Source organism: Micromonospora sp. PLK6-60, from assembly GCF_019890675.1.
In the GTDB taxonomy this organism is placed as follows: domain Bacteria; phylum Actinomycetota; class Actinomycetes; order Mycobacteriales; family Micromonosporaceae; genus Micromonospora.
Map to the genome: position 1 here is coordinate 32,699 of NZ_JAIOAA010000026.1, position 24,076 is coordinate 56,774.

The following is a 24,076-nucleotide window of genomic DNA, read 5'->3' on the forward strand; positions in this document are numbered from 1 at the left end:
GGTGGATGATCTCGACCTGCTCGACTGGCGGGAGCGGGTGGCCCGGCTCTACCTCTCCGACCGGGACCTGGCCGGCTTCCGCGCGGCCCGCGACGAGCTGTTTGCCAGCCACCCGAGCAGCCCGCTGCCGCCGGCTCGGCGGGCCGGCTTCACCGGCCTGCCCTGGTTCCCGCCGAACCCGGACGCCGTGGTGGAGGCGCCACTGCGCCCCGCCGCCGGTGAGCTGAGCGGCGACACCGGCGGGCCCGACGGGACGGTGCGCTACCGGCGGGTCGCGGTGGCGCAGACCCCGTGGGGCGAGCTCAGCCTGTGGTGGATCGAGGCGTACGGGGGTGGGCTGTTCGTGCCGGTGCGCGACGGCACCAGCGGGCGGGAGACGTACGGCGGCGGCCGGTACCTCACCGACACCGTCAAGGGCACCTTCGGGCGGGGCCTGACCGTGCTGCCCGGCAACCGGGTGCGGCTGGACGGCAACTACCTCTACAACCCGTCCTGCGCCTACGACGACCGGTGGGCCTGCCCGCTCGCGCCGCCCGAGAACCAGGTCGACGTGCCGATCCGGGCCGGCGAGCTGAGTTGGCCCGGCTGACGACGCCGACGCCCCCGGCGCGAACCGCGCCGGGGGCGTAGCCGTACGGGGCCTCAGCGGGCCGTCGCGCCGGTGGGCGTCAGGTGCATCCGCCCCAGCAGCTGCCGGGCCTGGTCGGCCAGGTCCGTCTCGACGGTCACCGCGTACTGGCCGGCCCGTAGCGAGCTGGCCGAGGTGAAGTCGCGCCGGCCGCCGGTGATGGCGTGCGCGACCGCGCCGAACACGGCGCCCCAGATGGCACCGATCACCAGCCCGACCAGGATCACCGCGATCCAGTTGCCGGCGGTGAAGATGCCGAACAGCAGGCCGATGAAGAGCCCGAACCAGGCGCCGGTGCCGGCGCCGACGGCCGCCGCCCGGCCGGTGGTCATCCGGCCCAGCACCGTCTCCACCAAGGTGAGGTTGGTGCCGACGATCGACGTCCGTTCCACCGGGAACCGGTTGTCGGCCAGATAGTCCACCACCCGCTGAGCGGACGGATAGTCCGGGTACGAGCCGATGGTCACGGTCGGCGGGCCGGCCTGCGGGCCGTGGCCGTCACCGCTGGGCGCGGCCGGCCGTCCCGCCGGACCGGACGGGAGGTTGTCGCCGCCCGGCATCCCGGGACGCCACGCGGCGGTCGGGGTAGAGGGTCTGGTCATGAGCATCCTCCTTCGTCAGCTGCCCGGGTTCCCGGCCGACGCGCAGGGGTAACCCGCCACCGGCGAGTGATCCGCCGGCCCGCTGCGCGAATGCTCCCGGGCGGCCGCGGGTAACCCCTGCCGTGCAGAGCGGACGGATCAGCGAGCACGGTTTCCTGGCCGACGGCCGCAGCGCGGCGCTGGTCGACCGGGCCGGGTCGGTGAACTGGTGGTGCCCGGGCCGGTTCGACGCGGCCTCGGTCTTCGGCCGGCTGCTCGGCGACGACGCCGGACACTGGTCGATCCGGCCGGCGGGCGACTTCCGCACCGAACGCTCCTACCTGGACGACACGCTGGTGCTGCGTACCGTCTTCGACACCCCGCAGGGGTCGGTCGCGGTGACCGACGCCCTGGCGCTGGAGCCCGGGGCGCGGGGGCACGACGTCGGAGTCCGGTCGCCCGGGGTGCTGGTCCGGGTGGTGTCGGGCCTCTCCGGCGCGGTGCCGGTCCGGCTGGAGTACCGGCCGCGCTTCGAGTACGGCCAGGTCACCGCGCTGCTGACCGAGGACGGGGGAGTGGTCCGGGCCACCGCCGGCGCGGACCGGCTGGCGCTGCGCGGCGACGCGCCGCTGGACTGCGCCGGTGGCGCGGCGAGCGCCGAGTTCACCGTCCGGGCCGGCGAGACGTACGGCTTCACCCTCGGGTTCGCGCCCACCTACGGCGGCGGCGAACCCGCGCTGCCCGACGCGGGCCGGGCGGTGGCCGAGACGGTGACCGGCTGGCGGTCCTGGGCCGCGCTGCACGACTACCGCGGCCGGCACCGTGACCAGGTGCGGCGCAGCGCCATGGTGGTGCAGGGGATGACCTACGGGCCGAGCGGCGCGGTCGTCGCGGCGGCCACCACCTCGCTGCCCGAGCAGCTGGGCGGCGACCGCAACTACGACTACCGCTTCGTCTGGGTACGCGACTTCAGCCTCACCCTCCAGGCGCTCTGGCGGGCGGCCTGCCCGGACGAGGCGAACCGGCAGTTCTCCTGGGTGTCCCGGGCGATGGGCGTGATCGGCGACGAGCCGGTGCCCATCATGTACGGCGTACAGGGCGAGCGCGACCTCACCGAACACGCCCTGCGCCACCTGCCCGGGTACGCCGGCAGCCGGCCGGTCCTGGTCGGCAACGACGCCTGGACCCAGCGGCAGACGGACGTGCTGGGCGAGATCCTCGACGCGGCCTGGCTGATGCGGCACTACCTGGACCCGATGGCGCCGGAGGTGCGCGAGCTGCTGCGCGGGATGGCCGACCGGGCCGCCGTCGACTGGCGCCGCCCGGACGCCGGCATGTGGGAGGCGCGGGACGCCGAGCGACACTACGTGTCCTCGAAGGTGCAGTGCTGGACCGCGCTGGACCGGGCCGTCCGCTTCGGACCGCGGCTCGGTGACCCGTCCGACGTGGCCCGCTGGGCGGCCGCCCGCGACGAGGTGCGCGCGGCGGTGCTCGACCGGGGTTGGAACGACCGGGTCGGGGCGTACACCGGGGCGTTCGACTCCGACCAGCTCGACGCGTCGGTGCTGGGCATGCCGCTGGTGGGGTTCCTGCCCGCGGACGACCCGCGGATGCGCGCGACCATGGACCTGATCGAGCGCCGGCTGGGCCACGACGGCCTGCTGCGACGCTGGGCCGGCGACCCCGCCGGCTTCGTCATCTGCTCGTTCTGGCTGGTCAGCTGCCTGGCGCTGGCCGGTGAACTGGACCGGGCCGAGGCGCTGTTCGACCAGCTCGCCGCCCGGGTCAACGACCTGGGGCTCTACGCCGAGCAGATCGACCAGGCCACCGGCGAGCAACTCGGCAACTTCCCCCAGGCCTTCTCGCACATCGGGCTGATCAACGCCGCGGGCCGGCTCACCGAGGCCGCGGAGCGGGCGGGACGGCCCACCGCGGCACCCGCCGTGCCGACCGGCGCGGCGGCGACGAAGGGAGCACGCCGATGACCGGACGACTCGACGGGAAGACGGCCCTGATCACCGGATCGGACTCCGGGATCGGGCAGGCCACCGCGATCGAGTTCGGGCGGGAGGGCGCCGACGTGGTGGTGCACTACCTGCACGACCACGCGGGTGCGAACCACACCCGGGCCGAGATCGAGAAGGCCGGCCGGCGCGCGGTGGTGGTGCAGGGGGACATCAGCGTGGAGCACCAGGTCGAGGCGATGTTCGACGAGGCGCTCGCCGAGTTCGACCGGCTGGACATCCTGATCAACGACGCCGGGGTGGACGCCTCCGGCATCCCGGTGGCCGACCTGGACACCGAAACCTGGGACCGGTGCATCCGGACCAACGTCTACGGCATGTTCTTCTGCTCGCGCCGCTTCGTCCGGCACCGCCGGGAGCAGGGCGGCGGCGGCCGGCTGATCAACATCACCTCCATCCACCAGGAGGTGGCCCGGGCCGGCGGCGCGGACTACGACGCCAGCAAGGGCGCCATGCTGGAGCTGGCCAAGAGCCTGGCGCTGGAGGTCGCGCCGATGCGGATGAACGTCAACAACATCGGCCCGGGGATGGTGCTCACCCCGTTCAACCAGCGCGCGATCGACGACCCGAAGTACCTGGAGGAGCAGGTGCAGAGCATCCCCTGGAAGCGGGCCGCGCAGCCGGCGGAGATCGCCAAGTTGGCCGTCTTCCTGGCCAGCGACGACGCGGACTACGTCACCGGGTCGACGTACTTCATGGACGGCGGGCTGATGCAGAACCAGGGCCAGGGCGCCTGACACGCCCGTCCCACGGCCTCACGCCGGGCGGGCCCGGCCCTCGCGCCGGGCGGCGGTGGCGCGGGATGCGGCAAGGTGGTGCTTCCCGGCGCGGGGATGGCACCAGGTGCCGCAGGTCGCGGCCGCGAGGCCAGAGGGCACGGCCGCGCGGTGATGCGGGCGCGGCCGGGCGGCGGCGGCGCGGGATGCGGCAAGGTGGTGCTTCCCGGCGCGGGGACGGCACCAGATGCCGCAGGTCGCGGCCGGGAGGCCAGGGGCATGGCCGCGCGGTGACGCGGGCGCGGCCGGGCGGGCAGGATGGGGGCATGCGCCTCGTGGTCACCGCCGACACGCACGTCCCGCTGCGCGCCCGGGACCTGCCCGAGCCGCTCTGGACCGCGATCGACGCGGCGGACGTGGTGCTGCACGCCGGCGACTGGGTGGACGTCGCGCTGCTGGACGCCGTGCAGGCCCGGGCGCGCCGGCTGGTCGGGGTGTACGGCAACAACGACGGCCCGCCGCTGCGCGCCCGGTTGCCCGAGGTGGCCCGGGTCGAGCTGGGCGGGCTGCGCGTCGCCGTGGTGCACGAGACCGGGCCGAAGCAGCGCCGGGAGCAGCGGTGCGCCGCCCGGTTCCCGGACTGCGACCTGCTGGTCTTCGGCCACTCGCACATCCCGTGGGACAGCGTCGCGCCGGGCGGTCTGCGGCTGCTCAACCCCGGCTCGCCCACCGACCGGCGGGCCCAGCCGTACGCCACGTACCTGACCGCGCGGGTGGCGGCGGGGCGGCTCGACGAGGTCGAACTGCACCGCCTGCCCCCGCGCGGGTCTCACTGACCCCGGCCGGTCTCCGCCTGCAGCTCCTCGATCCGCTTGGCGGCCTCGGCCTTGGTCAGCCCGTCCGGCACCTCCTCGCCGGCCTCCCGGGCCAGGGTGTGCAGGTACGACTCCTGGGCCGCGGTCGGCGGCTCCTCGCCGGTCACCCACTCGTCCGGGTCCTTGATGGCGCCCTGCGGGCTGGCGTTGCGCTGGTTGCGGTCGGTCATCATCCATCCTCTCTTCGAACAGGTGTCCAGTACCCCGGCGATGTCGCCTCCATGCCCGGCGCCACGCATACGATCACCGGGTGGACGCGGGTGTGGTGGTGGTCGGGGCCGGTATCGCCGGCGTGGCGTGCGCGACGGAGCTGACCCGGGCCGGGGTGCCGGTCGAGCTGCGGGAACGCGGGCGGGTGGCGGGCGGCCGGATGGCCAGCCGGCGCTTCGACGGCCGCCCCGCCGACCTGGGCGCGGCCTACTTCACCGTCGACGATCCCGACTTCGCCGCGGTGGTCGACCGCTGGCGGGCGGCCGGGCTGGCCCGGGAGTGGACCGACACCTTCGTCGCGTACGGCCCGGACGGCCGTCGCGAGGTGCCCGGGCCGGTGCGCTGGGCGGCGCCGCGTGGGCTGCGCTCCCTCGTCGAGCACCTGGCCGGGGAGCTGCCGGTGACCGTCGACCGGCTGGTGCTCGGCGTCGAGCCCGGGCCGGCCGTCGACGGCCGGCGGTGCGCGGCGGTGGCGCTGGCGATGCCCGGCCCGCAGGCGGCGCTGCTGCTGGACCCGGCGCTGGCCGAGGCCACCCGGGCCGTGCAGGCGCAGCGGTGGGCGCCGGCGCTCAGCGCGGTGCTGCGCTTCCCGGGCCGCGCCTGGGCCGACTTCCGCGGCGCGTTCGTCAACGACCACCCACTGCTCGCCCTGGTCTGCGACGACGGCGACCGGCGGGGCGACGACGCGCCCGTGCTGGTCGCGCACACCACCGCGGAGTTCGCCGGCCGGCACCTCACCCAGCCCACCGCGGCCGGGCCGGCGATCGAGGAGGCGGTCCGCGACCTGCTCGGCCTGCCCGAGCCGGCGGAGCTGGTGCACGTGCACCGCTGGACGTACGCCCGGCCGGTGGCGGGCCCGACGGACCGCACCCACCACCTGGACGACGACGGCATCGGGCTGGCCGGGGACGCCTTCGGCGGCCGGTCCCGGGTGCAGGCCGCCTGGCGGTCGGGGCGCGACCTCGGCCGCAGCCTCGCCGCCCGGCTCGGGTGAAAGGAGGGGCCCCTTATTAACAGACGTCTGTTAATAAGGGGCCCCTCCTTTCACCTCAGCCCGTTGCTGCGGCGGGGGCGGGGGTGCGGGGGTCGCCGGGTTCCGCCGCCTCGGCGGTGCGTTCGCCCGCCCGGTCCAGCAGCTGCATCACCGGGGTGGCGGCGATCCCGTGCATCACCACGGACACCAGCACCACCAGGCCGAGGGTGGCCCAGACCAGCTCGGCCTGCGGGAAGTCCGCCTTGGTGGTGGCGTACGCCAGGTAGTAGAACGAGCCGACGCCGCGGATGCCGAACAGCGAGATCACCCAGTGCTCGGCGGGTCGCCCGGGCGCGCCGCGCAGCGACAGCCACCCGGCCAGCGGCCGGACCACGAAGATCAGGGCCAGCCCGACGGCGGCCGCCGGCCAGGTCAGCGGGGCGAGCAGCCCGCCGACCAGGGCCCCGCCGAAGAGCAGCAGCAGCATCACGGTGAGCAGCCGCTCGGTCTGCTCGGCGAAGTCGTGCAGCACCGCGTGGAACTCGTGGGTCCGTTCCGCCGACCGGATCGCCCGGGCGGCCACGAACACGGCCAGGAAGCCGTACCCGCCGATCACCTCGACCAGCCCGTACGCCAGGAAGGTGGCGGCCAGCGCCAGGAAGCCCTCGGCGTGCCGGGCCAGGCGGAGCTGGCTCGGCGCGCGGAAGAACAGCTTGCCGAGCAGCCAGCCGACCAGCAGGCCCCCGCCCACCCCGACGGCGAGCTTGTAGAGCACGTCCACCCCGAACCACTCGGCGAACCAGCCCGCCGGGGCGAGGCCGGTGCTGGCGATCGCGATGGCCGCGTAGACGAAGGGGAAGGCCAACCCGTCGTTGAGCCCGGCTTCGGAGGTGAGGGCGAAGCGCACCTCGTCCTCGGAGTCCTCCACGTCGGTCGGCTCGCCGACCTGCACGTCGGAGGCGAGCACCGGATCGGTGGGGGCGAGCGCGGCGCCCAGCAGCAGCGCGGTGGCCGGCACCAGGCCCGCCCACCACCAGCCGAGCAGCGTCACCGCCGCGATGCACAGCGGCATGGCGATGGCCAGCAGCCGCCAGGTGGACGACCAGCGACGCCAGCTCAGCGGCCGGTCGATCTTCAGGCCCGCGCCCATCAGGGCGACGATCACCCCGATCTCGGTGAGGTGGGTGGCCAGCGAGTTGAACCGCAGGGGGTCGGGCACCGGCAGCCCCACGGGAAGGAGGAAGACCAGCATGCCCAACCCGAGGAAGGCGATCGGCATGGACAGCGGCCGGCGTTCCAGCACCCGGGGCAGGATTCCCGCGAGGAGCGCGCCGACGCCGAACACCGCGAGCGCCACATCTACCGGTTCCACGACACCGCCTTTCGAACTCCGCCGAGGCTCGGGGGAAGTGGTGTCACACCTTGCCCCGTGGCGGGCCGCGCTAAGCGTGGTTGTCCGGGTCGGCGGCGGGGCCGCTGAGCATGGCGGTCCGGGTCGGCGGCGGGGCCGCTGAGCATGGCGGTCCGGGTCGGCGGCGGGGCCGCTGAGCGTGGTGGTCCGGGTCGGCGGCGGGGGCCGCTCAGCGCAGCGCGCCGATGGGGCTCTCGGCCAGCCCGGCCAGCAGGGCCGCCGGGTCGTCGTACACGGCCACGGCGCCGGCGCCGGCCAGCTCACCCCGGCTGGTGCCGCCGCAGGCCAGCCCGATGCAGGGGATGTCCAGCTTGCCGGCGGCCGCCACGTCCCACACCGAGTCGCCGACGAAGACCACCTCGGCCGGGTCCAGCCCGGCCTGGTCCAGGGCGGCGGTCAGGATGTCCGGCGCGGGCTTGCTCTCCTTCGCGTCGGCGGAGGAGGTCACCGTGTCCAGCACGTCGTCGGCGTCCAGGGTCCGACGCAGCGCCGCCACCTCGTGCTCGGCCGCCGAGGTGGCCAGCACCACCCGCAGGCCGCGGGCGGCGCAGGCGCGCAGCAGGTCGGCGGCGCGGGGCAGCGGCGCCAGCCGCTCGAACCAGCCGGCGAAGAGGCTGTCGTGGGCGTCGCGCAGCCGCTCGTCGTCGTCCCGGTCGCGCTCGGCGCCGAGCAGGTGGTCGAGGAGCTTGTCCGACCCCATCCCGATGGACCGGTGGATGACCGCCATCGGCACCCGGTGCTCGGCCTGGCGGAGCGCCTCCCACCAGGCGACCGTGTGCAGGTACGTGGTATCGACCAGGGTTCCGTCGACGTCGAAGAGGACACCGCTGCGCTTCGGATCGGGCATGGTGCTCCTCCTACCCGGGCAGCCCGCCCCCGACGCCTGGCGGGGCCGGCGGAACGAGGATCTCGAACCAGACGGTCGAGCCGCGCACCGTGGGGTCGGTGCCCCAGGCGTCGCTCAACTCCTCGATCAGCCCCAGCCCCCGTCCCCGGCTGCTCAGCGTGTCGGTCCGGGCTCGGGTGACCTGGCCCCGGGTGCCCGAGTCGGCGACCGAGACCAGCAGCCGTTCCGGGCTGAGGTCGATCTCCACCCGGGCGGCGGTGCCGGCGTGCAGCAGCGCGTTGGTGGTCAGCTCACTGGTGCACAGCACCGCCGCACCGATCACCTGCTCGGGCACCTGCCACTCGGTGAGCTGTGCGGTCAGCCAGTGCCGCACCCGGCTGGGCGCGGTCGGCTCGGCGGGCACCTCCATGCTCGCCGACCGGCTCGGCCGCAGCGCGTGCTCCACCGCGAGCACCGCCACGTCGTCCTCGGTGGCCCCGGGCACCGCCGCGCTGGCCACCGCGCAGAGCGCCCGCGGATCGCCGCTGCCGGCGCCGGCGACCGCCGCCGCCAGCCCGTCCAGCCCGGCCGACAGCCCCTGCCAGCGACGCTCGACCACCCCGTCGCTGAACATCAGCAGGCTGTCCCCGGCGGGGAAGGGCACGGTGACGGTGCGGGGTCGGCCGCCGAGGCCCAGCGGCGGGCCGGGGGGCAGGTCGACGTACGTGGCGGTGGCGGAGCCGTCCGGCTCGGCGCGGCGGATCAGCGGCGCCGGGTGCCCGGCGCTGGCCAGCGTCACCTGCTGCCGCTCCAGGTCGATCAGCCCGAAGACCACGGTGACGAAGAGCTCCTCCGTGCCGGCCTCGGCGGCCAGGCTGCCGACCAGCCGGTCCAGCCCGCCGAGCACGGCGTCCGGTCGCGGGTCGGTGAGCGCCAGCGCGCGCAGCGCGGCGCGTACCTGGCCCATCCGGGCGGCGGCCTGCACGTCGTGGCCGGCCACGTCGCCGAGCACCACGCCCAGCCCGCCGGTGGGCAGGGTGAACGCGTCGTAGAAGTCCCCGCCCGCGGCGTTGCCGTCGACGCCGGGGTCGTAGCGGGCGGCGACGCGCAACCGGGGCAGGGCCGGCAGGTGTTCCGGCAGCATGCTGCGTTGCAGCAGTTGGGCGGTGCCGTGCTGGGTCTCGAACCGGCGGGCCCGCTCGGCGGCCTGGCCGACCAGCTCGACCACGGCGGCCAGCAGCGCCCGCTCGGTGCCGGTCCAGGTGTGCGGCGTCTGGTAGCCGATCGCCAGGGCACCCCGGATCACCCCGGAGCGCAGCGGCAGGGCGGCCAGGGCCCGGATCTTCTGGTCGTGCCGGTCCACGGCGGCCTCCCGCAGCGGCTGGCCGTCGGTGACCAGGAACGGCACCCCGCTGCGGGCGGTGGCGACCACCGGCGCGGACGAGTCGGCGACGGCCCGGCGCCACAGCGGCGGCAGCCGCTCGTCGGCCTCGTCGAGCAGCTCACCCCGGACCCGCCGGACCGTACGCCAGTTGGTGCCCTCGTCGATCACGAAGGAGACCCGGTCGGCGTCGAAGGAGCCCAGCGCGTAGCGCAGGGTCACCCGGGCCACGTCGTCGAGGGTGAGCGTGCCGGCGAGGGCGGCGGCGAAGTCGCTGACGCTCTGCAACTGCTGGGTGACCTGACCGGTCTGCACCAGGACGGTGAGCACCCCGGCGACCCGCCCCGCGCTGTCGGTGACGGGGGAGTGGCAGCGGGTGAAGGTCGCCCCGCCGGGAGCGCCCAGGTCGCGGTGGATCGGCAGCACGGCCTCCCGCTCCAGGAACGGCTCACCGCGGCGGTAGCTGCGCTCGACCACCTCGCCCGCCCCGGCGCTGTGCCACACCTCCCCGAACACCTCCGCCGCGGGCCGGCCGATCGCGCCGGGATGGCGGGGGCCGATCACCTCGGCGTACCGGTCGTTGTAGAGCATCAGGAAGTCGTCGCCGTAGAGCAGGCACATGGGCACCGGCGCGGCGAGGAGCACGTCGACCACGGCCCGGATCGCCGGGTCCCAGCTCTCGAGCGGGCCGAGCGGAGTCCGGGCCCAGGGGTGGCCGAGCACCGCCCCCGCGGCGCCGGCGCCCGTGGGGGGCTGCGGCGGAACGGGAGTGGATGGCGTGGGTACTCGCCCGACCGTGCCTGGCATGTCCGCAGCCTATCCGCAGCGTGCGTACCCCGTTGCGATCATGCCGGCCGGCCGGCTCCGGCTGCCCTGTTGTCGCAGGTCAGGGCGGCTTTCGCGGGAGATGTCGGGAAATTCTGGGTGCCCGTCGCGGCGTGCCACCGGAGCAAGGGGGTAAGCGGGCGGCGCTAATCCATGCGACAGGAGGGACATCATGCCGAAAACCCTCGCGATCGGGCAGGCCGACATCGGCTACGCCCTGACCGAGTTCTGGAAGTCGGTACTGCTCTTCATCCCGAGGGCCATCGCATTCATCGTGATCCTCGTGGTGGGTTGGCTCATCGCCCGAGCCGTCCTCAAGATCGTGGACGCGGCGCTCGAACGGGTCGGCTTCGACCGGGCCGTGGAACGCGGCGGCATCAGACGCGCGTTGGAACGCACCAAGTACGACGCCAGCGACATCCTGGCCAGGCTGGCGTACTACGCCGTCCTGCTGTTCACCCTGCAGTTCGCCTTCGGGGTGTGGGGACCCAACGCGATCAGCGACCTGATCCGGGGCGTGATCTCGTGGCTGCCGCGGGCGTTCATCGCGATCGTCATCGTGGTCGTCGCCGCCGCCATCGCCAACGCGGTGCGGGACCTGGTCACCGGCGCCCTCGGCGGACTGTCGTACGGCCGGGTGCTGGCCGACCTGACGGCGATCTTCATCCTGGCGCTCGGTGTGATCGCCGCGCTGAACCAGGTGGGCATCGCCACCACGGTGACCACGCCGGTGCTGGTCGCGGTGCTCGCCACGGTGGCCGGCATCCTGATCGTCGGCCTCGGCGGTGGCCTGGTGAAGCCGATGCAGGAACGCTGGGGTGGCTGGCTCAACCGCCTCGAGGCGGAGTCCCGGGCGATGCGCGAGCAGCGGGCCGGGCAGGGCGCCGGGCGCGGCGACTACGAGCGCCAGATGGCCGACCGGGGTGGCCAGCCGACCCAGGTGATGCCGGAGACGTCGATGACCGGCGGCCGGGGCGGCCAGCAGGGCACGTACCGGTCCTCGGGCGACGAGACCCAGCAGTTCGGTCGGCCCAACGGCTGACCGGTCGGGTGCGACCCGGAGGGTGTCCGCGAGTGGTCGCGGGCGCCCTCCGCCCTGCCCACGCTCAGGCGAGGTGTCGCGGGTCCAGCGAGCGGGTCAGCGCGCAGATCGCCAGCAGCCGGGTGAGGGTCCAGTCCGGCTCGGCCCAGGCGGTCGCGGTGTCGGCGGGCGGGCGCCAGCCGTGCTCCAGGGCGGCGGCGCGTACCCCTTCGGCGTAGCCGGCCAGGGCCGCCGGGGTCAACGGCCGGCGGTCGCCGTCGAGGCTGTCCCGGACGGCCGCGGCGTGCTGGTCGACCAGGGCCAGCAGGCCCGGCCGGGCGGCGGCCGCGGCGAGGCCGGTGGCGCCGACCGAGGCGGTGAGCAGCGTGAGGGTGGACCGGGCCGCGTGCCCGGCGGTACCGGTCGTCACCCGGGGATACGGCACTCGCATGAGGAGTCAGGTTAACGGCCGGGTAACCCCGCCGGCGTCCTCCGCACGGCCGGTCCGCCCTCGGCCCGGCCGGCGGCCGGACCTCGTCCGCCGGGATTGATCCGGAGCCGGCTGGGCAAAAGGGAGCCGGGCGCGATCCGGCGCGGCGGGTACCGGGAGGCACGGATGGGACAGTACGGGGACGGTCCGGACGCCGCGCACCGGCGGCCCGCCGGCGTCAGCGACGAGACGGTCGCGGCCCTGGGCAAGCTCAGCGAGGCGCTGGAGACGGCGGAGCGGGCCCGCGGCCACCTCTACGCGCTGCACCAGTTGGTCGGGCACGCCGACCTGCTGCTCGACGACGCGGTGCGGCGGTTCGACGACGCCGGGCACCCCGGGATCGCCGACCGGATCTCCCAGGAGCTGCTGGGCCGCAACGTGATCGCGGGCCGGTGGACGTTCCAGCTCGTCGAGGAGTTCGACGACGGCTACCACGCGCTCTTCCGCGAACTGGACCGGCAGGCCCGCGACGAACTCGTCGGCGGGCGACGGCACCTGTACGAGGCGGAGATGAAGGAGCGGCGGCGCACCCGGGGCCGCCCGGGGCACGAGGCGCGCCCCGGCGACGGGGCCTAGTCGACCCCGCCCGCGCTCTCCGGCTGGCGGCGCTTCGCGTCGTCGACGATGATCACCGTGGCCACCATCAGTGCGACGCAGACGCTGAACAGCCACGAGTCGTCGGAGACCAGCCAGGCGGCGACGGGCGCCTGGAGTGCGGCGAGCAGGAAGCCGAGCCAGGCCAGGCGACGCTGACGAGGGTTGAGGATGCCGGAGCCCTGTTGCATTCCGAAAGTCTTACGCGACGCCCCGGGATGCCGGAGCCCGTCGCGCCGATTCTGGATGACCTGTCCGCTTTTTCGGACGACCGTCCCGCAGTTTTTGCCGCTTCGGGGGTGGTCGGTGCCGCCGCTTGCTGTTCTCGGTGGGGCCGGCGTTAGGGTCTTGCGTGTCCGTCACCACGCCCGCCCGACCGCGCGCCGGGCTGCTCCTGCTGGCCTACCTCGCCTTCGTCAGCCTCGGCCTGCCCGACGGCCTGCTCGGCGTCGGCTGGCCGTCCATCCGCACCACGTTCGCGCTGCCCACCGAGACGGTCGGCCTGTTGATCACGGTGGGCACCGTCGGGTACCTCACGTCGAGCGTGCTGGCCGGGTTCTCGCTCGCCCGGCTCGGCGTGGGCCGGCTGCTCGCGGTCAGCACCCTGCTGGCCAGCCTCGCCCTCACCGGGTACGCCACCTCGCCGGGGATCGCCCTGATGACCGGCTGCGCGCTGGTGCTCGGGCTCGGCTCGGGCGCGGTCGACGCCGGCCTGAACGCGTACGCGGCCGGGGCCTTCGGCCCCCGACACATGAACTGGATGCACGCCTGCTTCGGGCTCGGGGTGGCGATCGGCCCACTGATCATGACCGCGGTGATCGGGGCCGGGCTCGGCTGGCGCTGGGGGTACGGGCTGGTCGCCGCCGCGCAACTGGCCCTCGCCGCGGCGTTCGCGCTGACCGTACGCGCCTGGCTGGCCCGGACACCGGCGCCGGCCGGGCCCGGCGGGCAGGTCGGCGACAGTCCCGCCCCAGGTCTGGCGACCCCCGCCACCCCCGTCCCCACCCACGGCCCGGCCGCCACCAGCGCCCCGACCGCCGCTGACGGGCCGGCCGGCTCCGACGGGCCGGCCGCGACCGGCGTGGTCACCGCCGCGCCCGCGCCCGCCACCGTTTCCGCGCCGGTGCGGGTCCGGGACACGCTGCGGCTGCCGGCCGTCTGGCTCGGCGGACTGGCGTTCGCGGTGTACGTGGCCATCGAGGTCAGCACCGGCCTGTGGGCGTTCCTGCTGCTCACCGAGGGGCGCGGCCTGGCGCCGGCCACCGCCGGGCTCTGCGTCTCCGGCTACTGGGGGAGCCTCTTCGTCGGCCGGGTGGTGCAGGGGGTGGTCGCCGAACGGCTGGGCACCGCCCAGGTGCTGCGGGCCAGCCTGGTCGGGATGGCGGCCGGCGCCCTGCTCGTCGCGCTGCCCGGCCCCGGGTGGCTCACCGCGGCCGGCCTGTTCGTCGTCGGCTTCGCCGCCGCGCCGGTCTTCCCGTTGCTCACCCTCACCACCGCCGAGCGGGTCGGCGCCGCGCACGCCGACCGCACCATCGGGCTGCAGATCGGCGCGGCCGGCATCGGTGCCGCGCTGATCCCGTCCGGGCTCGGCGTGCTGTTCAGCCACACCTCGGTGACGCTGCTCGGGCCGGCCATGACCGGGCTGGCGGTGCTGCTCCTGCTGCTGCACCTGCTGGCCGGCCGGCCCCCGACCCGCCCGGCCACCGGCTGAACCTGGCCTGCCGGCTGAACCTGGCCTGCCGGCTGAGCCCTCGCCGGTCGGCTGCGGCCCGGATGCCGCAGAGTGGGCCATCCACGAGCGGGGATCGGCCCGGATGCCGCAGGGCGGGCCATCGCCGGGCGGGGACCGGTCCGCGGCGCCGAGGTGAGCCCGGCGGGCCGGATCGGCGGTGGCGGGAACGTCACATGGTGTCGGGGCCGGTCCGTCCGGTGGTCGACGGGCGGTACGCCCGTTCGGTGTCGGTCATCTCACGCCGCTCGGCCGCCGGCCCGGCGCCGCGGTCCACCGGCTCGGGGCCGTGCCCGAAGGCGGCCTCCTCGCCGGCGTCGTTGCCGGTCGCGTCGTCGGCCTGCCCGTCGATCGTCGAGCGGGCGATGGCCCGGTCCAACTCGCCCAGCGGGGTCTGCTGCTCGTCGCGCCACACCCTGTCGTTGTCCGTCATCTGAGTCCGGTACCCGGGCGGCGGGCGGGCAAACGGGCCGCGCACGCGACGACGGCCGCCGGGGACCGGCGGCCGTCGTGCGCGGTTGGGTGATGGGGGAGAGGGTCAGGGGGTGGGACGGTCGACCGAGCCACGCCAGGCGCCCGTCTCCTGGCCGCGCCGCTCGATGAACTGCTTGAAGCGGTCCAGGTCGCCCTTGGTCCGGCGGTCGACCACGCCGAGCTTGTCGCCGGCCTGCTCGACCACGCCGTGCGGCTCGAAGTCCATCTGGAGCGTGACCCGGGTGTGGCCCTCGTCCAGCCGGTGGAAGGTCACCACGCCGGCCTGCTGGGTGCCGCCGGTGGACTTCCAGGCCACCCGCTCGTCGGGCAGCTGCTCGGTGATCTCGGCGTCGAACTCGCGCTTCACCCCGGCGATCTCGACCGTCCAGTGGGTCATGGTGTCGGAGAGCTGCCGGACCTCCTGCACGCCCTCCATGAAGTGGGGGAACTCCTCGAACTGGGTCCACTGGTCGTACGCCGTCCGGATCGGGACCGCGACGTCCACGTGCTCGACAACGCCACTCATGCAGGTTCCTCCTCTGACCGCTGGCGGCACGGGGTGGCCGTGGGCCGGCCCACCCTCACCAGCGGGTCGTCTCGTTTCTGTGCCCGAGTGCGGCCCACACCTCGGAGATCGTCTGGTAACGGGTGCCCTCCGGCAGGCGTCCCAGCGCGTCGACGATGTCCGCCGGCGCCTGGTTCTCCCGCGCGTTGGCCAGCAACGCCTCCCGGTCCCCGGGCAGGGCGGTCATCGTGATGAACCGGCCGAGGCGACTGCGCGCCTCCACGTCGTCCGAGCTCATCCCCTGCGGGTTGCCGCTGCGCAGCGCGCCGCGCGGGACGGTCTTCGGCTCCGGCTGGTCCTCCCCGGCAGGCTCCGGCTGGCGGAACTCCTCGACCCGGGAGCCGCCGGTACCCGGCCCCTGCACCAGACCCTCGACGTCCTGGGCCATGTTGTCGTCGACCCTGGGCGAGTGCTTGCTGTTGCCTCGTTCCATGCCGTCAGACATGCCCGAGCGGGCCGCCGGTAAACCGGGGACGGCCGGCCGGGCCGGTCATCGGACCCCGAACCGGGAGGAAACCCGTCACGAATCGGCCGGCGCCCGGGCCGGCAGGATCGGCTCGCCGGGATCGCCCGCCCCGCTCTGCAACACCCGCCCCCGCTGCAACTCCGCGTTGATCTGCACCCCCAGCATCAGCGCGCAGTTGGAGAGATAGAGCCAGACCAGGAAGGCGATCACCGCGCCCAGGCTGCCGTAGGTCACGTCGTACGAGCCGAAGTTGGCGACGTACAGGCCGAAGCCGAAGGAGACCAGCACCCAGGAGACCAGGGCCACCGCGCCACCGGGGGTGAGCCAGCGGAACCGGGGCTGGCGCACGTTCGGCGCGACCCAGAACAGCAGCGACAGCAGCACCATCACCACCATCGCCAGCGCCGGCCACTTCGCCACGCCCCACACCGTGCGGGCCAGGCCGCCCGCGCCGATCAGGTCACCCACCGCGTCGGCCACCGGGCCGCTGACGATCAGCCCGGTCGCCACCACCGCGAGCAACAGCAGGGAGAGCGCGGCCAGACCGATCTGGATCGGCCGCAGCCGGTAGACCGGCCGGCCCTCCTCGACCCCGTAGATGGCGTTGGAGGCCCGGGTGAACGCGCCGATGAAGTTGGACGCCGACCAGAGCGCGCCGAGCAGACCGAAGCTCAGCAGCACCTTCGCGCCGCTGCGCTGCTCGACCACCCCGCGTACCACGGTCACGAAGCTGTCGTTGCCGACCACCGAGCCCGCGCCGATGTCCCGGGCCAGGTCCAGCACGGTGTCGACGGTGCGCTCCCCGTCGGAGACCAGGCCGACCAGGGCGACCACCACGATGGTGGACGGGAAGAGGGCCAGCACCCCGTAGTAGGTAAGCGCGGCGGCCCAGTCGGCGCAGTTGTCCTTGACGAAGCTGCGGCCGCTGCGGGTCAGCACCCCGCGCCAGGTCGGCCAGCTCAGCTGGCGTACCCGGTGGGGGAGCCGCCGCCGGGCCGGGCCGGGCGTCGCGGTCGGCTCCGTCGTCGCTGCCATGACCGCCCCCTGTCACCCGGCGGCCGGACGACAGGGCATCCGGCTCGCGTTCGGCGGTACCCGGGGCCGGAAATCGACAAACCCGGCGCGGGAGTTTGCCGGTGCCGGCCGGGGGAACCGTCAACGGGAAGGATCGACGCGGAGGAGGACGACATGCCCGGGCGCGAGGTACTGCCCAGCACGTTGCGGCGCTCCCCGGAGAAGGCGCAGCGGACCTGGGAGAAGACGCACGATTCGGCCGTCGAGACGTACGGCGAGGGGGAGCGGGCGCACCGCACCGCCTTCGCGGCGGTGAAGCACGAGTTCGAGAAGGTCGGTGACCACTGGGAGCCGAAGGGCCGCAAGGGCCCCAGCGACCAGCAGGCCGCCGGTGGCGGTCCCGCCCGGCGGGCCTTCACGGCCGGCGGGGTGGACGCCAACGCCCCGAAGGACCACCTGATGGAGGTGGCGAAGAAGCTGGACGTGCCGGGCCGGTCCCGGATGACCAAGCCGGAACTGGTCAAGGCGATCCAGAAGGCGAACAACCGGCAGACCACCAAGGCCCGCGAGCAGAGCAAGGCCCGCGGCGGGCGCTGAGCAGCCAGCGGTACGACGCACCGGAGCCCGGGACCCGCGCGGTCCCGGGCTCCGGCGTACCCGTCACCAGTGGCCGCCGCCCGGCGCCTGGAGGTGCACCGCCTTGACGGTGCTGAACTCGTCCAGCAGCTCCGGGCCGTACCCGAAGCCCTGGCCGCTGCCGCGGCGTGGCTGCGCGGCACCACCCGGCGCGCCGCCGAACACCGCGTTGACCTTGACCGTGCCCACCGGCAGCTCCCGCCAGGCCCGCTGGGCGTGACTCATCGAGCCGGTGAGCACCGTGGCCGCCAGCCCGTACGGCGAGTCCGCGGCGCAGCGCAGCGCCTCGCTGAACGAGTCGACCACCACCACCGGGGCGACCGGCCCGAACGTCTCCTCCCGGACCAGCGCCATCTCCTGCCGGCAGTCCGCCACCACCGTGGCCGGGTAGAACGCCCCCGCGCCCTCCGGCAGCGTGCCGCCGATGCGCAGCCGGGCCCCCTCGGCCACCGCGGCGGTGACCTGCCCGTGCACGTGGTCGCGGTGCCGCCGGTCGACCAGCGGGCCCAGCTCGGTGGCCGCGTCCCGCCCCGGACCCACGGTCAGCGCGCCGGCCCGCTCGACCAGCGCCTCGACGAAGTCCTCCGCCACGTCCCGGTGCGTGTAGATCCGCTCCACCGCCACGCAGATCTGCCCGGCGTTGGCGAAGCTGCCGATCGCCGCCTGCTCGGCCGCCCACACCGGGTCGACCCCCGCGTCGACGATCAACGGGTCGCTGCCGCCGTTCTCCAGCAGCGCCTTCGCGCCGGTGCGGGCGCACGCCACGGCGATCGCCCGGCCGGTGGCCGTCGAGCCGACGTGGGCGACCACGTCGACCGGCTGCCCGGCGAGCGCCGCGCCCACCTCGCCGCCCCCGGTCAGCAGGGAGAGCACCCCGGTGGGCAGCGCCCCGTCCAGGATCCGGGCGAGCAGCCAGCCGGTGGCCGGGGTGCGCTCGCTCGGCTTGTAGAGCACCACGTTGCCGGTGACCAGGGCGGCGCCGAGCAGCCCGCAGGAGACCGCCACCGGATCGTTCCACGGGGTGATCGCGGCGACCACGCCGCGCGGCTCGGGCGCCATGAAGTCGATCGCGTCGCCGCCGCCGTGCAGGGTCCGGCCGCCGCGCAGCGGACCCAGTTCGGCGTACTGTCGCAGCGTGCCGACGCCCGCCTCGACCCCGCCCCGGGCGTCGCCCAGCGGCTTGCCCATCTCCGCGGTCACCGCCGCCGCCACCTCGTCGGCGGCGTCCGCGAGCGCGCCCGCCGCGCGGTGCAGCGCCGCCGCCCGTTCCGCGGCCGGGGTCGCCGCCCAGTCCGCGGCGGCGCCGCGCGCCGCCTCCACCGCCTTGGCCACCTCGTCCGCCGTCGCCACCGGGACGGTGCTGACCGGGGAGCCGTCGGCCGGGTCGTGCACGACCAACTCGCCCCCTTCGCCGCCCGCGCCCCACACTCCACCGATGAGCTGTTCAACCCTGTACATGTGGCGGTGGATGCCCCGGTCCCGGCGAGGCAAACGCGTTTCGCCCGGTAACCGGCCGGGTAGGCGGATCGGATGACCTCGACCGAGGCCGCCGACGCGGTCGTCATCGGAGCGGGCCACAACGGCCTGGTGGCCGCCAACCTGCTGGCCGACGCGGGTTGGGACGTGCTGGTGCTGGAGGCGACCGAGGCGCCCGGCGGGGCGGTGCGCTCCGCCCAGGTGACCGCCTCGGGTTACCTCAGCGACCTCTACAGCTCCTTCTACCCGCTGGGCTACGCCTCGCCGGTGCTGGGCGCGCTCGACCTGGACCGGCACGGGCTGACCTGGACCGAGGCCCCGGACGTGCTGGCCCACCTGCTGCCCGACGGCCGGGCCGCCGTGCTCAACCGGGACCTGGCCACCACCGCGGCCTCGCTGGAGGAGTTCGCCCCGGGCGACGGGAAGCGCTGGGAGCAGGCGTACGCCGAATGGCAGACCGTGGCCGGGCCGATGCTGGACCTGATCACCACCCCGTTCCCGCCGGTCCGCGGCGGCCTGACGCTGCTGGGGCGGCTACGGGTGGCCGGCGCGCTGCGGCTGGCCCGCCGGCTGCTCGTGCCGGTCCGCAAGCTCGGCGGCGAGCTCTTCGAGGGCGAGGGCGGGCCGGTGCTGCTGGCCGGCTGCGCGCTGCACACCGACCTCTCCCCCGAGGAGGCCGGCTCCGGGGTGTACGGCTGGCTGCTGGCCATGCTCGGTCAGCAGGTCGGCTGGCCGGTGCCGGTCGGCGGGGCGCAGAAGATCACCGACGCGCTGGTGGCCCGGCTGGTCGCCCGGGGCGGCCGGATCCTCTACGGCGCCCGGGTGGACCGGGTGCTCACCGCCCGGGGTCGGGCGATGGGCGTGCGCACCGTCGGCGGCAGTCACTGGCGGGCCCGGCGCGCCGTGCTGGCCGACGTGCCGGCCCCCGCGCTCTACCTGGACCTGGTCGGGGCCGCCGCGCTGCCGCCCCGGCTGGTGGAGGACCTGGCCCACTTCCGGTGGGACGGTTCCACGCTCAAGGTCGACTGGGCGCTCTCGGCGCCGGTGCCGTGGACCAACCCGGCCCTCGCCACCGCCGGCACGGTGCACCTGGGCGCCGATCTGAACGGGCTGACCAGCTATGCCGCCACGCTGGCCCGGGGTGAGGTGCCGGCCGACCCGTTCCTGCTGGTGGGCCAGATGTCGGTGGCCGACCCGAGCCACTCGCCGCCCGGCACCGAGTCGCTCTGGTCCTACACCCACCTGCCGTTCCGCCGGAGCTGGCGGGCCGAGGAGGTCGTCGCGCACGTGGCCCGGATGGAGGACGTGCTGGAGGCCGCCGCCCCCGGGTTCCGCTCGCTGGTCGTCGGCCGGCACGTGGCCGGGCCGGCCGACCTGGAGGCGGCGGAACCGAGCCTGGTCGGCGGGGCGCTGGGCGGTGGCACCGCCGCCGCGTACCAGCAGCTGTTCCTGCGGCCCGTCCCCGGCCTGGGGCGCGCGGACACCCCGGTCGACCGGCTCTACCTGGCCAGCGCCTCGGCCCACCCGGGCGGCGGCGTGCACGGCGCGCCCGGCGCGAACGCCGCCCGCGCGGCCCTGGCCCGGGACCGGGCCGTCACCGGCGGCCTCTACGCGGGCGTCATCGGCGCGGCGCACCGCGCCGTCTACCGCTGACCGGCCGGCCACGTCGCTCGCCACCGCGCCGGCTCGGCGCTCGCCTGGCACGTCCGCTCGCCGAAGCCCGTCCCTTGCCCGCGCGCCGCGCCGCCCTGGCCCTCCCGGCCGCCCTGGCCGTCCCTGGTGTCGCGTCGTGCGGCCGCCTTGGCCGACACCCGCTGGCGCGCCTTTGCTCTGCTGCCGCCGGCGCAACACCGTCACGTTGCGTGCCGACGTCGGCCCGCACGGCCCGACGGACGCCGGCAGAAGGGCAGCTCAGTGAGGTGTTGCCGGGGCGGCAGCAGAGCAAAGGAAGCCGAGACGGCAGGCGGCCCGGGCGCGGTCGTCACCCGACGTGACGAACGGTGCCCGGGCCGGAGGGGCGGCAGGTCTCAGCGCGGCAGGTTGCGGTGCCGGCTGCGCAGCATGAACGGCATCAGCGCGCTCTCCACCTTGGTGGCGGTGGTCATCTTCGACGCGCCGTCGCGCCGCTCCTCGAACCGGATCGGCACCTCGAGGATGGTGTGCCCGAGCTTGGTGGCCAGGTAGTGCATCTCCACCTGGAAGCTGTAGCCGTTGGACTGGACCCGGTCCAGCCCGATGTCGCGCAGCGCGTCCGCGCGCCAGATCTTGAAGCCGGCGGTCAGGTCGCGGATCCGCACCCGCAGCAGGGTGTGCACGTAGAGGTTGGCCCAGCCGCTGAGCGCGCGGCGGTAGAGCGGCCAGTTCTCGTCCAGCTCGCCACCGGGCACGTACCGGGAGCCGATCACCACGCTGGCCTGGGTGGAGAGCAGCGCGCCGAGCATGCCGGGCAGCGCCTCCGGCGGGTGCGACAGGTCGGCGTCCATCTGCGCGACGTACTCCGCGCCGCCGTCGAGGGCGCGGCCGATCCCGTCGACGTACGCCCGGCCGAGGCCCTCCTTGCCGGCGCGGTGCACCACCTGGATCCGCTCCGGGTGCTCGATGGCCAGCTTGTCGGCCACCTCACCCGTGCCGTCCGGCGAGTTGTCGTCGGCGACCAGCACCTTGAGCCCGGGCAGCGGGAGCGCCAGGAGCCGCTCGACCAGCGCCGGGAGGTTGCCCGCCTCGTTGTACGTCGGCACGACGACGGTCAGGCGCGCGTCCCGCCACGGCGAGGGCAACTGCACGGGTTCGATCATCACGACTTCCTCGGTTCGCCAAAAGGTTTCCCTGAGAGGGTAGCCAGTGGCGACACGGCGCGTGTCGAGGCTCCCCGCACGGCGGGCGGGGCGGCCGCCGTCAGCGTGCGGCGTGGGACGTGGCGCCGTGGCCCGGTTGGGTCATTCGTCCGACTTCTGCCGGGTCGCGATGTCGGCGAGCCGGTTCAACGTCTCCTTGTTCCGCTGGTGCAGCACCAGGTCGTTGAGCTTGTTGCGGACCCAGCGCAGCGGCCCGGCCGCGAAGTCCTCGCCGAGGCGTACCCGGGTGGCGCCGGGGCCGGCCGGTTCCAGCGCGAACGAGACGATCGCCTCGCCCGCCGGCCAGAGCCCGGCCCGCAGCACCAGCCGGTGCGGCGCGTCGCTGAGCAGGACCGTGGAGGCGTCCTGGAGGGAGAACGGCCACGGCCCGGCCCGGTGGTGCAGCTGGGCGCCCACCCGGGGCCAGTCGTCGTCGACGTCCCGGACGTGGGCCGTGCCCACCACCCAGTCGCTGTACGTCCACCCATCGGCGAGGACCTTGAACACCTGCTCGGGGGAGGCGTCGATTACTTTCTCCACAATCGCCACGGACACCTCATACCCCCCGTCCGGACGCCGGTAACGGAACGACCGGGTTAGCTTCTCCGGGGCGGCGGGTAACGCCGGACCGACCCAGTGCCGTCCTGCGGGTCGGCGTCGCTCTGTCGCCGCCGCCGGGGACCACGTTTACTCCTCCTGGCCCCGGGAACCCGCCGCCCGTGCGACGGGACCAGGAGGATCAGCGCAGGTCAGCCCGGGTCGACCCGGGCTTCGACCGGCCCTTCCCGTCGTCCGCCCGCCCCGCCGGGGCGGCGTCGCCCCCGGGGCTCCTGTTCGACGCGGTGCTGCTGGATCGCGACGGCACGCTGGTGGAGGACGTGCCCTACAACGGCGATCCGGAGAAGGTACGGCCGTTGCCGGGGGTGCGCGAGGCGCTGGACCGGTTGCGGGCGGCCGGGTTGCGGCTGGGCGTGGTGACCAACCAGTCCGGGCTGGCCCGGGGGCTGTTCGGCGCGGCCGACCTGGCCCGGGTCAACGCGCGGGTCGAGGAGTTGCTCGGCCCGTTCGACGACTGGCAGGTCTGCCCGCACGACGACCGGGCCGGCTGCCGGTGCCGCAAACCCGCGCCGGGCATGGTGTACGCGGCGGCCGGCGCGCTGGGCACCGTGCCGGCGCGGTGTGTGCTGGTGGGCGACATCGGTGCGGACGTGATCGCGGCCGGTGCGGCCGGTGCGAGCGCCATCCTGGTGCCGACGGCGGTGACCCGCCCCGAGGAGATCGACGCCGCGCCCACCGTCGCCCGGGATCTGCCCGCCGCCGCCGACGAGATCCTGCGCCGCATGCACGCCCTGCACCCCACCCGGCCCCGCCGTACCGGCACCGTCCTCGTCGCCCGCAGCGACTCCGCCGGCGACGTCCTCGTCACCGGCCCCGCCATCCGCGCCGTCGCCGCCCACGCCCACCGCGTCGTCCTACTCTGCGGCCCCCAAGGACGCGCCGCCGCCAACCTGCTCCCCGGCATCGACCACATCATCGAATGGCCCCTGCCCTGGATCGACGGTGACCCCGCCCCCGTCAACCCCGACGACATGCACGCCCTCACCCGACAACTCGCCACCATCGGCGCCGACGAAGCTGTCATCTTCACCAGCTACCACCAGTCACCCCTACCCCTGGCCCTACTGCTACGCATGGCCGGCGTTCCCCGCATCGCCGCCATCAGCGACGACTACCCCGGCAGCCTCCTCGACACCCGCCACCGCGTCCCACCCGGCGTACCCGAACCCGAACGCGCCCTCTCCCTCACCGCCGCCACCGGCTTCACCCTCCCCGCCGACGACGGGCCGGGGCTGCGGCTGCGGGCGGATGCCGTGCCGCCGCCGCCGCGCGAGCTGGGCGGCCCGGGCTACCTGGTGGTGCATCCCGGTTCCACCGTCCAGGCGCGGGCCTGCCCGCCCGAGCTGGCCGCCCGGATCGTCCGGGTGCTCACCGCCGGCGGGTACCGGGTGGTGGTCACCGGCGGCCCGGACGAGCGGGAGCTGACCGCCCGGGTGGCCGGCGACGCGGGCGTCGACCTGGGTGGCCGTACCGGGCTGGCCGACCTCGCCGGGGTGCTCGCCGGGGCGGGCGCGCTGGTCGTCGGCAACACCGGGCCGGCGCACGTGGCCGCGGCGCTCGGCGTGCCGGTGGTCAGCCTGTTCGCCCCCACCGTCCCGTACGGACAGTGGGGCCCCTACCGGGTGCCCGCCGTCCGGCTCGGCGACGCCGGGGCACCCTGCCGGGACACCCGGGCGGCCCGCTGCCCGATCCCCGGCCACCCCTGCCTG

At 75.2% G+C, this 24,076-nt stretch carries 25 protein-coding genes; 11 read left to right on the top strand and 14 right to left on the bottom strand.

The features are described from left to right. Position 1: 1 nt before the first annotated feature. On the top strand, positions 2 to 589 hold the full coding sequence (locus K7640_RS28315) for a DUF1684 domain-containing protein (protein WP_222957987.1): 588 nt from the start codon (positions 2 to 4) through the stop codon (positions 587 to 589). A 53-nt stretch (positions 590 to 642) separates the two neighbouring features. Here K7640_RS28315 and K7640_RS28320 read toward each other — a convergent pair whose 3' ends face one another. After that, entirely contained in the window at positions 643 to 1,230 is a 588-nt protein-coding gene (locus K7640_RS28320; protein WP_222957988.1) for a general stress protein, read from the bottom strand. Between the two features lie 122 nt (positions 1,231 to 1,352). On the opposite strand from K7640_RS28320, the gene K7640_RS28325 reads away from it, so the two are divergent. The 3 genes from K7640_RS28325 to K7640_RS28335 all read left to right on the top strand — a co-directional run bounded on the left by K7640_RS28325 (position 1,353) and on the right by K7640_RS28335 (position 4,785). Then, positions 1,353 to 3,194 (top strand): glycoside hydrolase family 15 protein, encoded by a 1,842-nt coding sequence (locus K7640_RS28325; protein ID WP_222957989.1) that lies wholly within the window; start codon positions 1,353 to 1,355, stop codon positions 3,192 to 3,194. After that, positions 3,191 to 3,970, top strand: coding sequence for a glucose 1-dehydrogenase (locus tag K7640_RS28330; protein ID WP_222957990.1), 780 nt, complete (start codon positions 3,191 to 3,193; stop codon positions 3,968 to 3,970). The genes K7640_RS28325 and K7640_RS28330 overlap by 4 nt, the downstream gene beginning before the upstream one ends. Positions 3,971 to 4,275: 305 nt before the next feature. Further along, positions 4,276 to 4,785, top strand: coding sequence for a metallophosphoesterase (locus K7640_RS28335; protein ID WP_222957991.1), 510 nt, complete (start codon positions 4,276 to 4,278; stop codon positions 4,783 to 4,785). On the opposite strand, the gene K7640_RS28340 is transcribed toward K7640_RS28335, so the two are convergent. Beyond that, complete coding sequence (locus K7640_RS28340; protein WP_374198138.1) at positions 4,779 to 4,994, bottom strand: DUF3072 domain-containing protein; 216 nt, start codon at positions 4,992 to 4,994, stop codon at positions 4,779 to 4,781. The genes K7640_RS28335 and K7640_RS28340 overlap by 7 nt on opposite strands. Positions 4,995 to 5,086: 92 nt before the next feature. Here K7640_RS28340 and K7640_RS28345 point away from each other — a divergent pair, with 92 nt between their 5' ends. Next, on the top strand, positions 5,087 to 6,028 hold the full coding sequence (locus K7640_RS28345; RefSeq protein WP_222958018.1) for an NAD(P)/FAD-dependent oxidoreductase: 942 nt from the start codon (positions 5,087 to 5,089) through the stop codon (positions 6,026 to 6,028). A 55-nt stretch (positions 6,029 to 6,083) separates the two neighbouring features. On the opposite strand, the gene K7640_RS28350 is transcribed toward K7640_RS28345, so the two are convergent. From K7640_RS28350 to K7640_RS28360, 3 genes are all read right to left on the bottom strand, one after another. Then, positions 6,084 to 7,379 carry a sodium:proton antiporter gene (locus K7640_RS28350; RefSeq protein WP_222957993.1) on the bottom strand — a complete coding sequence of 432 codons (1,296 nt, stop codon included), beginning with the start codon at positions 7,377 to 7,379 and terminating at the stop codon, positions 6,084 to 6,086. Between the two features lie 208 nt (positions 7,380 to 7,587). Next, a complete protein-coding gene (locus K7640_RS28355) occupies positions 7,588 to 8,265 on the bottom strand; it encodes an HAD family hydrolase (RefSeq protein WP_222957994.1) in 678 nt (225 codons plus the stop codon). Positions 8,266 to 8,275: 10 nt separating this feature from the next. Beyond that, complete coding sequence (locus K7640_RS28360) at positions 8,276 to 10,432, bottom strand: SpoIIE family protein phosphatase (protein WP_222957995.1); 2,157 nt, start codon at positions 10,430 to 10,432, stop codon at positions 8,276 to 8,278. A 190-nt stretch (positions 10,433 to 10,622) separates the two neighbouring features. On the opposite strand from K7640_RS28360, the gene K7640_RS28365 reads away from it, so the two are divergent. Beyond that, positions 10,623 to 11,492, top strand: coding sequence for a hypothetical protein (locus tag K7640_RS28365; RefSeq protein ID WP_222957997.1), 870 nt, complete (start codon positions 10,623 to 10,625; stop codon positions 11,490 to 11,492). A gap of 64 nt (positions 11,493 to 11,556) precedes the next feature. Here K7640_RS28365 and K7640_RS28370 read toward each other — a convergent pair whose 3' ends face one another. Beyond that, positions 11,557 to 11,922 (bottom strand): DUF6401 family natural product biosynthesis protein, encoded by a 366-nt coding sequence (locus K7640_RS28370; protein WP_222957998.1) that lies wholly within the window; start codon positions 11,920 to 11,922, stop codon positions 11,557 to 11,559. Positions 11,923 to 12,087: 165 nt separating this feature from the next. On the opposite strand from K7640_RS28370, the gene K7640_RS28375 reads away from it, so the two are divergent. Beyond that, positions 12,088 to 12,537: a hypothetical protein gene (locus K7640_RS28375; RefSeq protein WP_222957999.1), complete on the top strand. Its 450-nt coding sequence runs from the start codon at positions 12,088 to 12,090 to the stop codon at positions 12,535 to 12,537. Here K7640_RS28375 and K7640_RS28380 read toward each other — a convergent pair. Beyond that, positions 12,534 to 12,746 (bottom strand): hypothetical protein, encoded by a 213-nt coding sequence (locus K7640_RS28380; protein WP_222958000.1) that lies wholly within the window; start codon positions 12,744 to 12,746, stop codon positions 12,534 to 12,536. The two genes, K7640_RS28375 and K7640_RS28380, sit on opposite strands and share 4 nt — an antisense overlap. A gap of 161 nt (positions 12,747 to 12,907) precedes the next feature. Here K7640_RS28380 and K7640_RS28385 point away from each other — a divergent pair, with 161 nt between their 5' ends. Continuing rightward, the gene (locus K7640_RS28385) at positions 12,908 to 14,266 is read left to right on the top strand and encodes a sugar MFS transporter (RefSeq protein ID WP_222958001.1); all 1,359 of its coding nucleotides are present in this window, start codon (positions 12,908 to 12,910) and stop codon (positions 14,264 to 14,266) included. Positions 14,267 to 14,456: 190 nt separating this feature from the next. On the opposite strand, the gene K7640_RS28390 is transcribed toward K7640_RS28385, so the two are convergent. The 4 genes from K7640_RS28390 to K7640_RS28405 form a co-directional block, all read right to left on the bottom strand. Next, positions 14,457 to 14,717, bottom strand: a complete 261-nt coding sequence (locus tag K7640_RS28390; protein WP_222958002.1) for a hypothetical protein — start codon at positions 14,715 to 14,717, stop codon at positions 14,457 to 14,459. 105 nt (positions 14,718 to 14,822) lie between these two features. Continuing rightward, a complete protein-coding gene (locus K7640_RS28395) occupies positions 14,823 to 15,284 on the bottom strand; it encodes an SRPBCC family protein (RefSeq protein ID WP_222958003.1) in 462 nt (153 codons plus the stop codon). 55 nt (positions 15,285 to 15,339) lie between these two features. Further along, positions 15,340 to 15,756, bottom strand: a complete 417-nt coding sequence (locus K7640_RS28400; protein ID WP_222958004.1) for a DUF2795 domain-containing protein — start codon at positions 15,754 to 15,756, stop codon at positions 15,340 to 15,342. A gap of 87 nt (positions 15,757 to 15,843) precedes the next feature. Next, positions 15,844 to 16,824, bottom strand: a complete 981-nt coding sequence (locus K7640_RS28405) for a YihY/virulence factor BrkB family protein (RefSeq protein ID WP_222958005.1) — start codon at positions 16,822 to 16,824, stop codon at positions 15,844 to 15,846. 153 nt (positions 16,825 to 16,977) lie between these two features. Between K7640_RS28405 and K7640_RS28410 the strand changes: the two genes are divergently transcribed. After that, positions 16,978 to 17,400 carry a ChaB family protein gene (locus K7640_RS28410; RefSeq protein ID WP_222958006.1) on the top strand — a complete coding sequence of 141 codons (423 nt, stop codon included), beginning with the start codon at positions 16,978 to 16,980 and terminating at the stop codon, positions 17,398 to 17,400. Positions 17,401 to 17,463: 63 nt separating this feature from the next. On the opposite strand, the gene K7640_RS28415 is transcribed toward K7640_RS28410, so the two are convergent. Continuing rightward, entirely contained in the window at positions 17,464 to 18,897 is a 1,434-nt protein-coding gene (locus K7640_RS28415) for an aldehyde dehydrogenase (protein ID WP_222958007.1), read from the bottom strand. A gap of 72 nt (positions 18,898 to 18,969) precedes the next feature. Here K7640_RS28415 and K7640_RS28420 point away from each other — a divergent pair, with 72 nt between their 5' ends. Beyond that, a complete protein-coding gene (locus tag K7640_RS28420; RefSeq protein WP_222958008.1) occupies positions 18,970 to 20,568 on the top strand; it encodes an NAD(P)/FAD-dependent oxidoreductase in 1,599 nt (532 codons plus the stop codon). A gap of 374 nt (positions 20,569 to 20,942) precedes the next feature. Here K7640_RS28420 and K7640_RS28425 read toward each other — a convergent pair whose 3' ends face one another. Then, positions 20,943 to 21,710: a polyprenol monophosphomannose synthase gene (locus K7640_RS28425; protein WP_222958009.1), complete on the bottom strand. Its 768-nt coding sequence runs from the start codon at positions 21,708 to 21,710 to the stop codon at positions 20,943 to 20,945. Between the two features lie 141 nt (positions 21,711 to 21,851). Next, the gene (locus tag K7640_RS28430; RefSeq protein WP_222958010.1) at positions 21,852 to 22,298 is read right to left on the bottom strand and encodes an SRPBCC family protein; all 447 of its coding nucleotides are present in this window, start codon (positions 22,296 to 22,298) and stop codon (positions 21,852 to 21,854) included. 170 nt (positions 22,299 to 22,468) lie between these two features. On the opposite strand from K7640_RS28430, the gene K7640_RS28435 reads away from it, so the two are divergent. Next, a partial coding sequence (locus K7640_RS28435; RefSeq protein ID WP_222958011.1) for an HAD-IIIA family hydrolase occupies positions 22,469 to 24,076 on the top strand: 1,608 nt, incomplete at its 3' end.

What these genes read in the sequence shown, in the direction of transcription:
- K7640_RS28320 (WP_222957988.1), bottom strand. Translation starts at nt 1,230, where the DNA reads ATGACCAGACCCTCTACCCCGACCGCCGCGTGGCGTCCCGGGATGCCG.
- K7640_RS28330 (WP_222957990.1), top strand. Translation starts at nt 3,191, where the DNA reads ATGACCGGACGACTCGACGGGAAGACGGCCCTGATCACCGGATCGGAC.
- K7640_RS28335 (WP_222957991.1), top strand. Translation starts at nt 4,276, where the DNA reads ATGCGCCTCGTGGTCACCGCCGACACGCACGTCCCGCTGCGCGCCCGG.
- K7640_RS28340 (WP_374198138.1), bottom strand. Translation starts at nt 4,994, where the DNA reads ATGACCGACCGCAACCAGCGCAACGCCAGCCCGCAGGGCGCCATCAAG.
- K7640_RS28355 (WP_222957994.1), bottom strand. Translation starts at nt 8,265, where the DNA reads ATGCCCGATCCGAAGCGCAGCGGTGTCCTCTTCGACGTCGACGGAACC.
- K7640_RS28360 (WP_222957995.1), bottom strand. Translation starts at nt 10,432, where the DNA reads ATGCCAGGCACGGTCGGGCGAGTACCCACGCCATCCACTCCCGTTCCG.
- K7640_RS28365 (WP_222957997.1), top strand. Translation starts at nt 10,623, where the DNA reads ATGCCGAAAACCCTCGCGATCGGGCAGGCCGACATCGGCTACGCCCTG.
- K7640_RS28370 (WP_222957998.1), bottom strand. Translation starts at nt 11,922, where the DNA reads ATGCGAGTGCCGTATCCCCGGGTGACGACCGGTACCGCCGGGCACGCG.
- K7640_RS28375 (WP_222957999.1), top strand. Translation starts at nt 12,088, where the DNA reads ATGGGACAGTACGGGGACGGTCCGGACGCCGCGCACCGGCGGCCCGCC.
- K7640_RS28380 (WP_222958000.1), bottom strand. Translation starts at nt 12,746, where the DNA reads ATGCAACAGGGCTCCGGCATCCTCAACCCTCGTCAGCGTCGCCTGGCC.
- K7640_RS28390 (WP_222958002.1), bottom strand. Translation starts at nt 14,717, where the DNA reads ATGACGGACAACGACAGGGTGTGGCGCGACGAGCAGCAGACCCCGCTG.
- K7640_RS28395 (WP_222958003.1), bottom strand. Translation starts at nt 15,284, where the DNA reads ATGAGTGGCGTTGTCGAGCACGTGGACGTCGCGGTCCCGATCCGGACG.
- K7640_RS28400 (WP_222958004.1), bottom strand. Translation starts at nt 15,756, where the DNA reads ATGGAACGAGGCAACAGCAAGCACTCGCCCAGGGTCGACGACAACATG.
- K7640_RS28405 (WP_222958005.1), bottom strand. Translation starts at nt 16,824, where the DNA reads ATGGCAGCGACGACGGAGCCGACCGCGACGCCCGGCCCGGCCCGGCGG.
- K7640_RS28410 (WP_222958006.1), top strand. Translation starts at nt 16,978, where the DNA reads ATGCCCGGGCGCGAGGTACTGCCCAGCACGTTGCGGCGCTCCCCGGAG.
- K7640_RS28415 (WP_222958007.1), bottom strand. Translation starts at nt 18,897, where the DNA reads ATGTACAGGGTTGAACAGCTCATCGGTGGAGTGTGGGGCGCGGGCGGC.
- K7640_RS28420 (WP_222958008.1), top strand. Translation starts at nt 18,970, where the DNA reads ATGACCTCGACCGAGGCCGCCGACGCGGTCGTCATCGGAGCGGGCCAC.
- K7640_RS28425 (WP_222958009.1), bottom strand. Translation starts at nt 21,710, where the DNA reads ATGATCGAACCCGTGCAGTTGCCCTCGCCGTGGCGGGACGCGCGCCTG.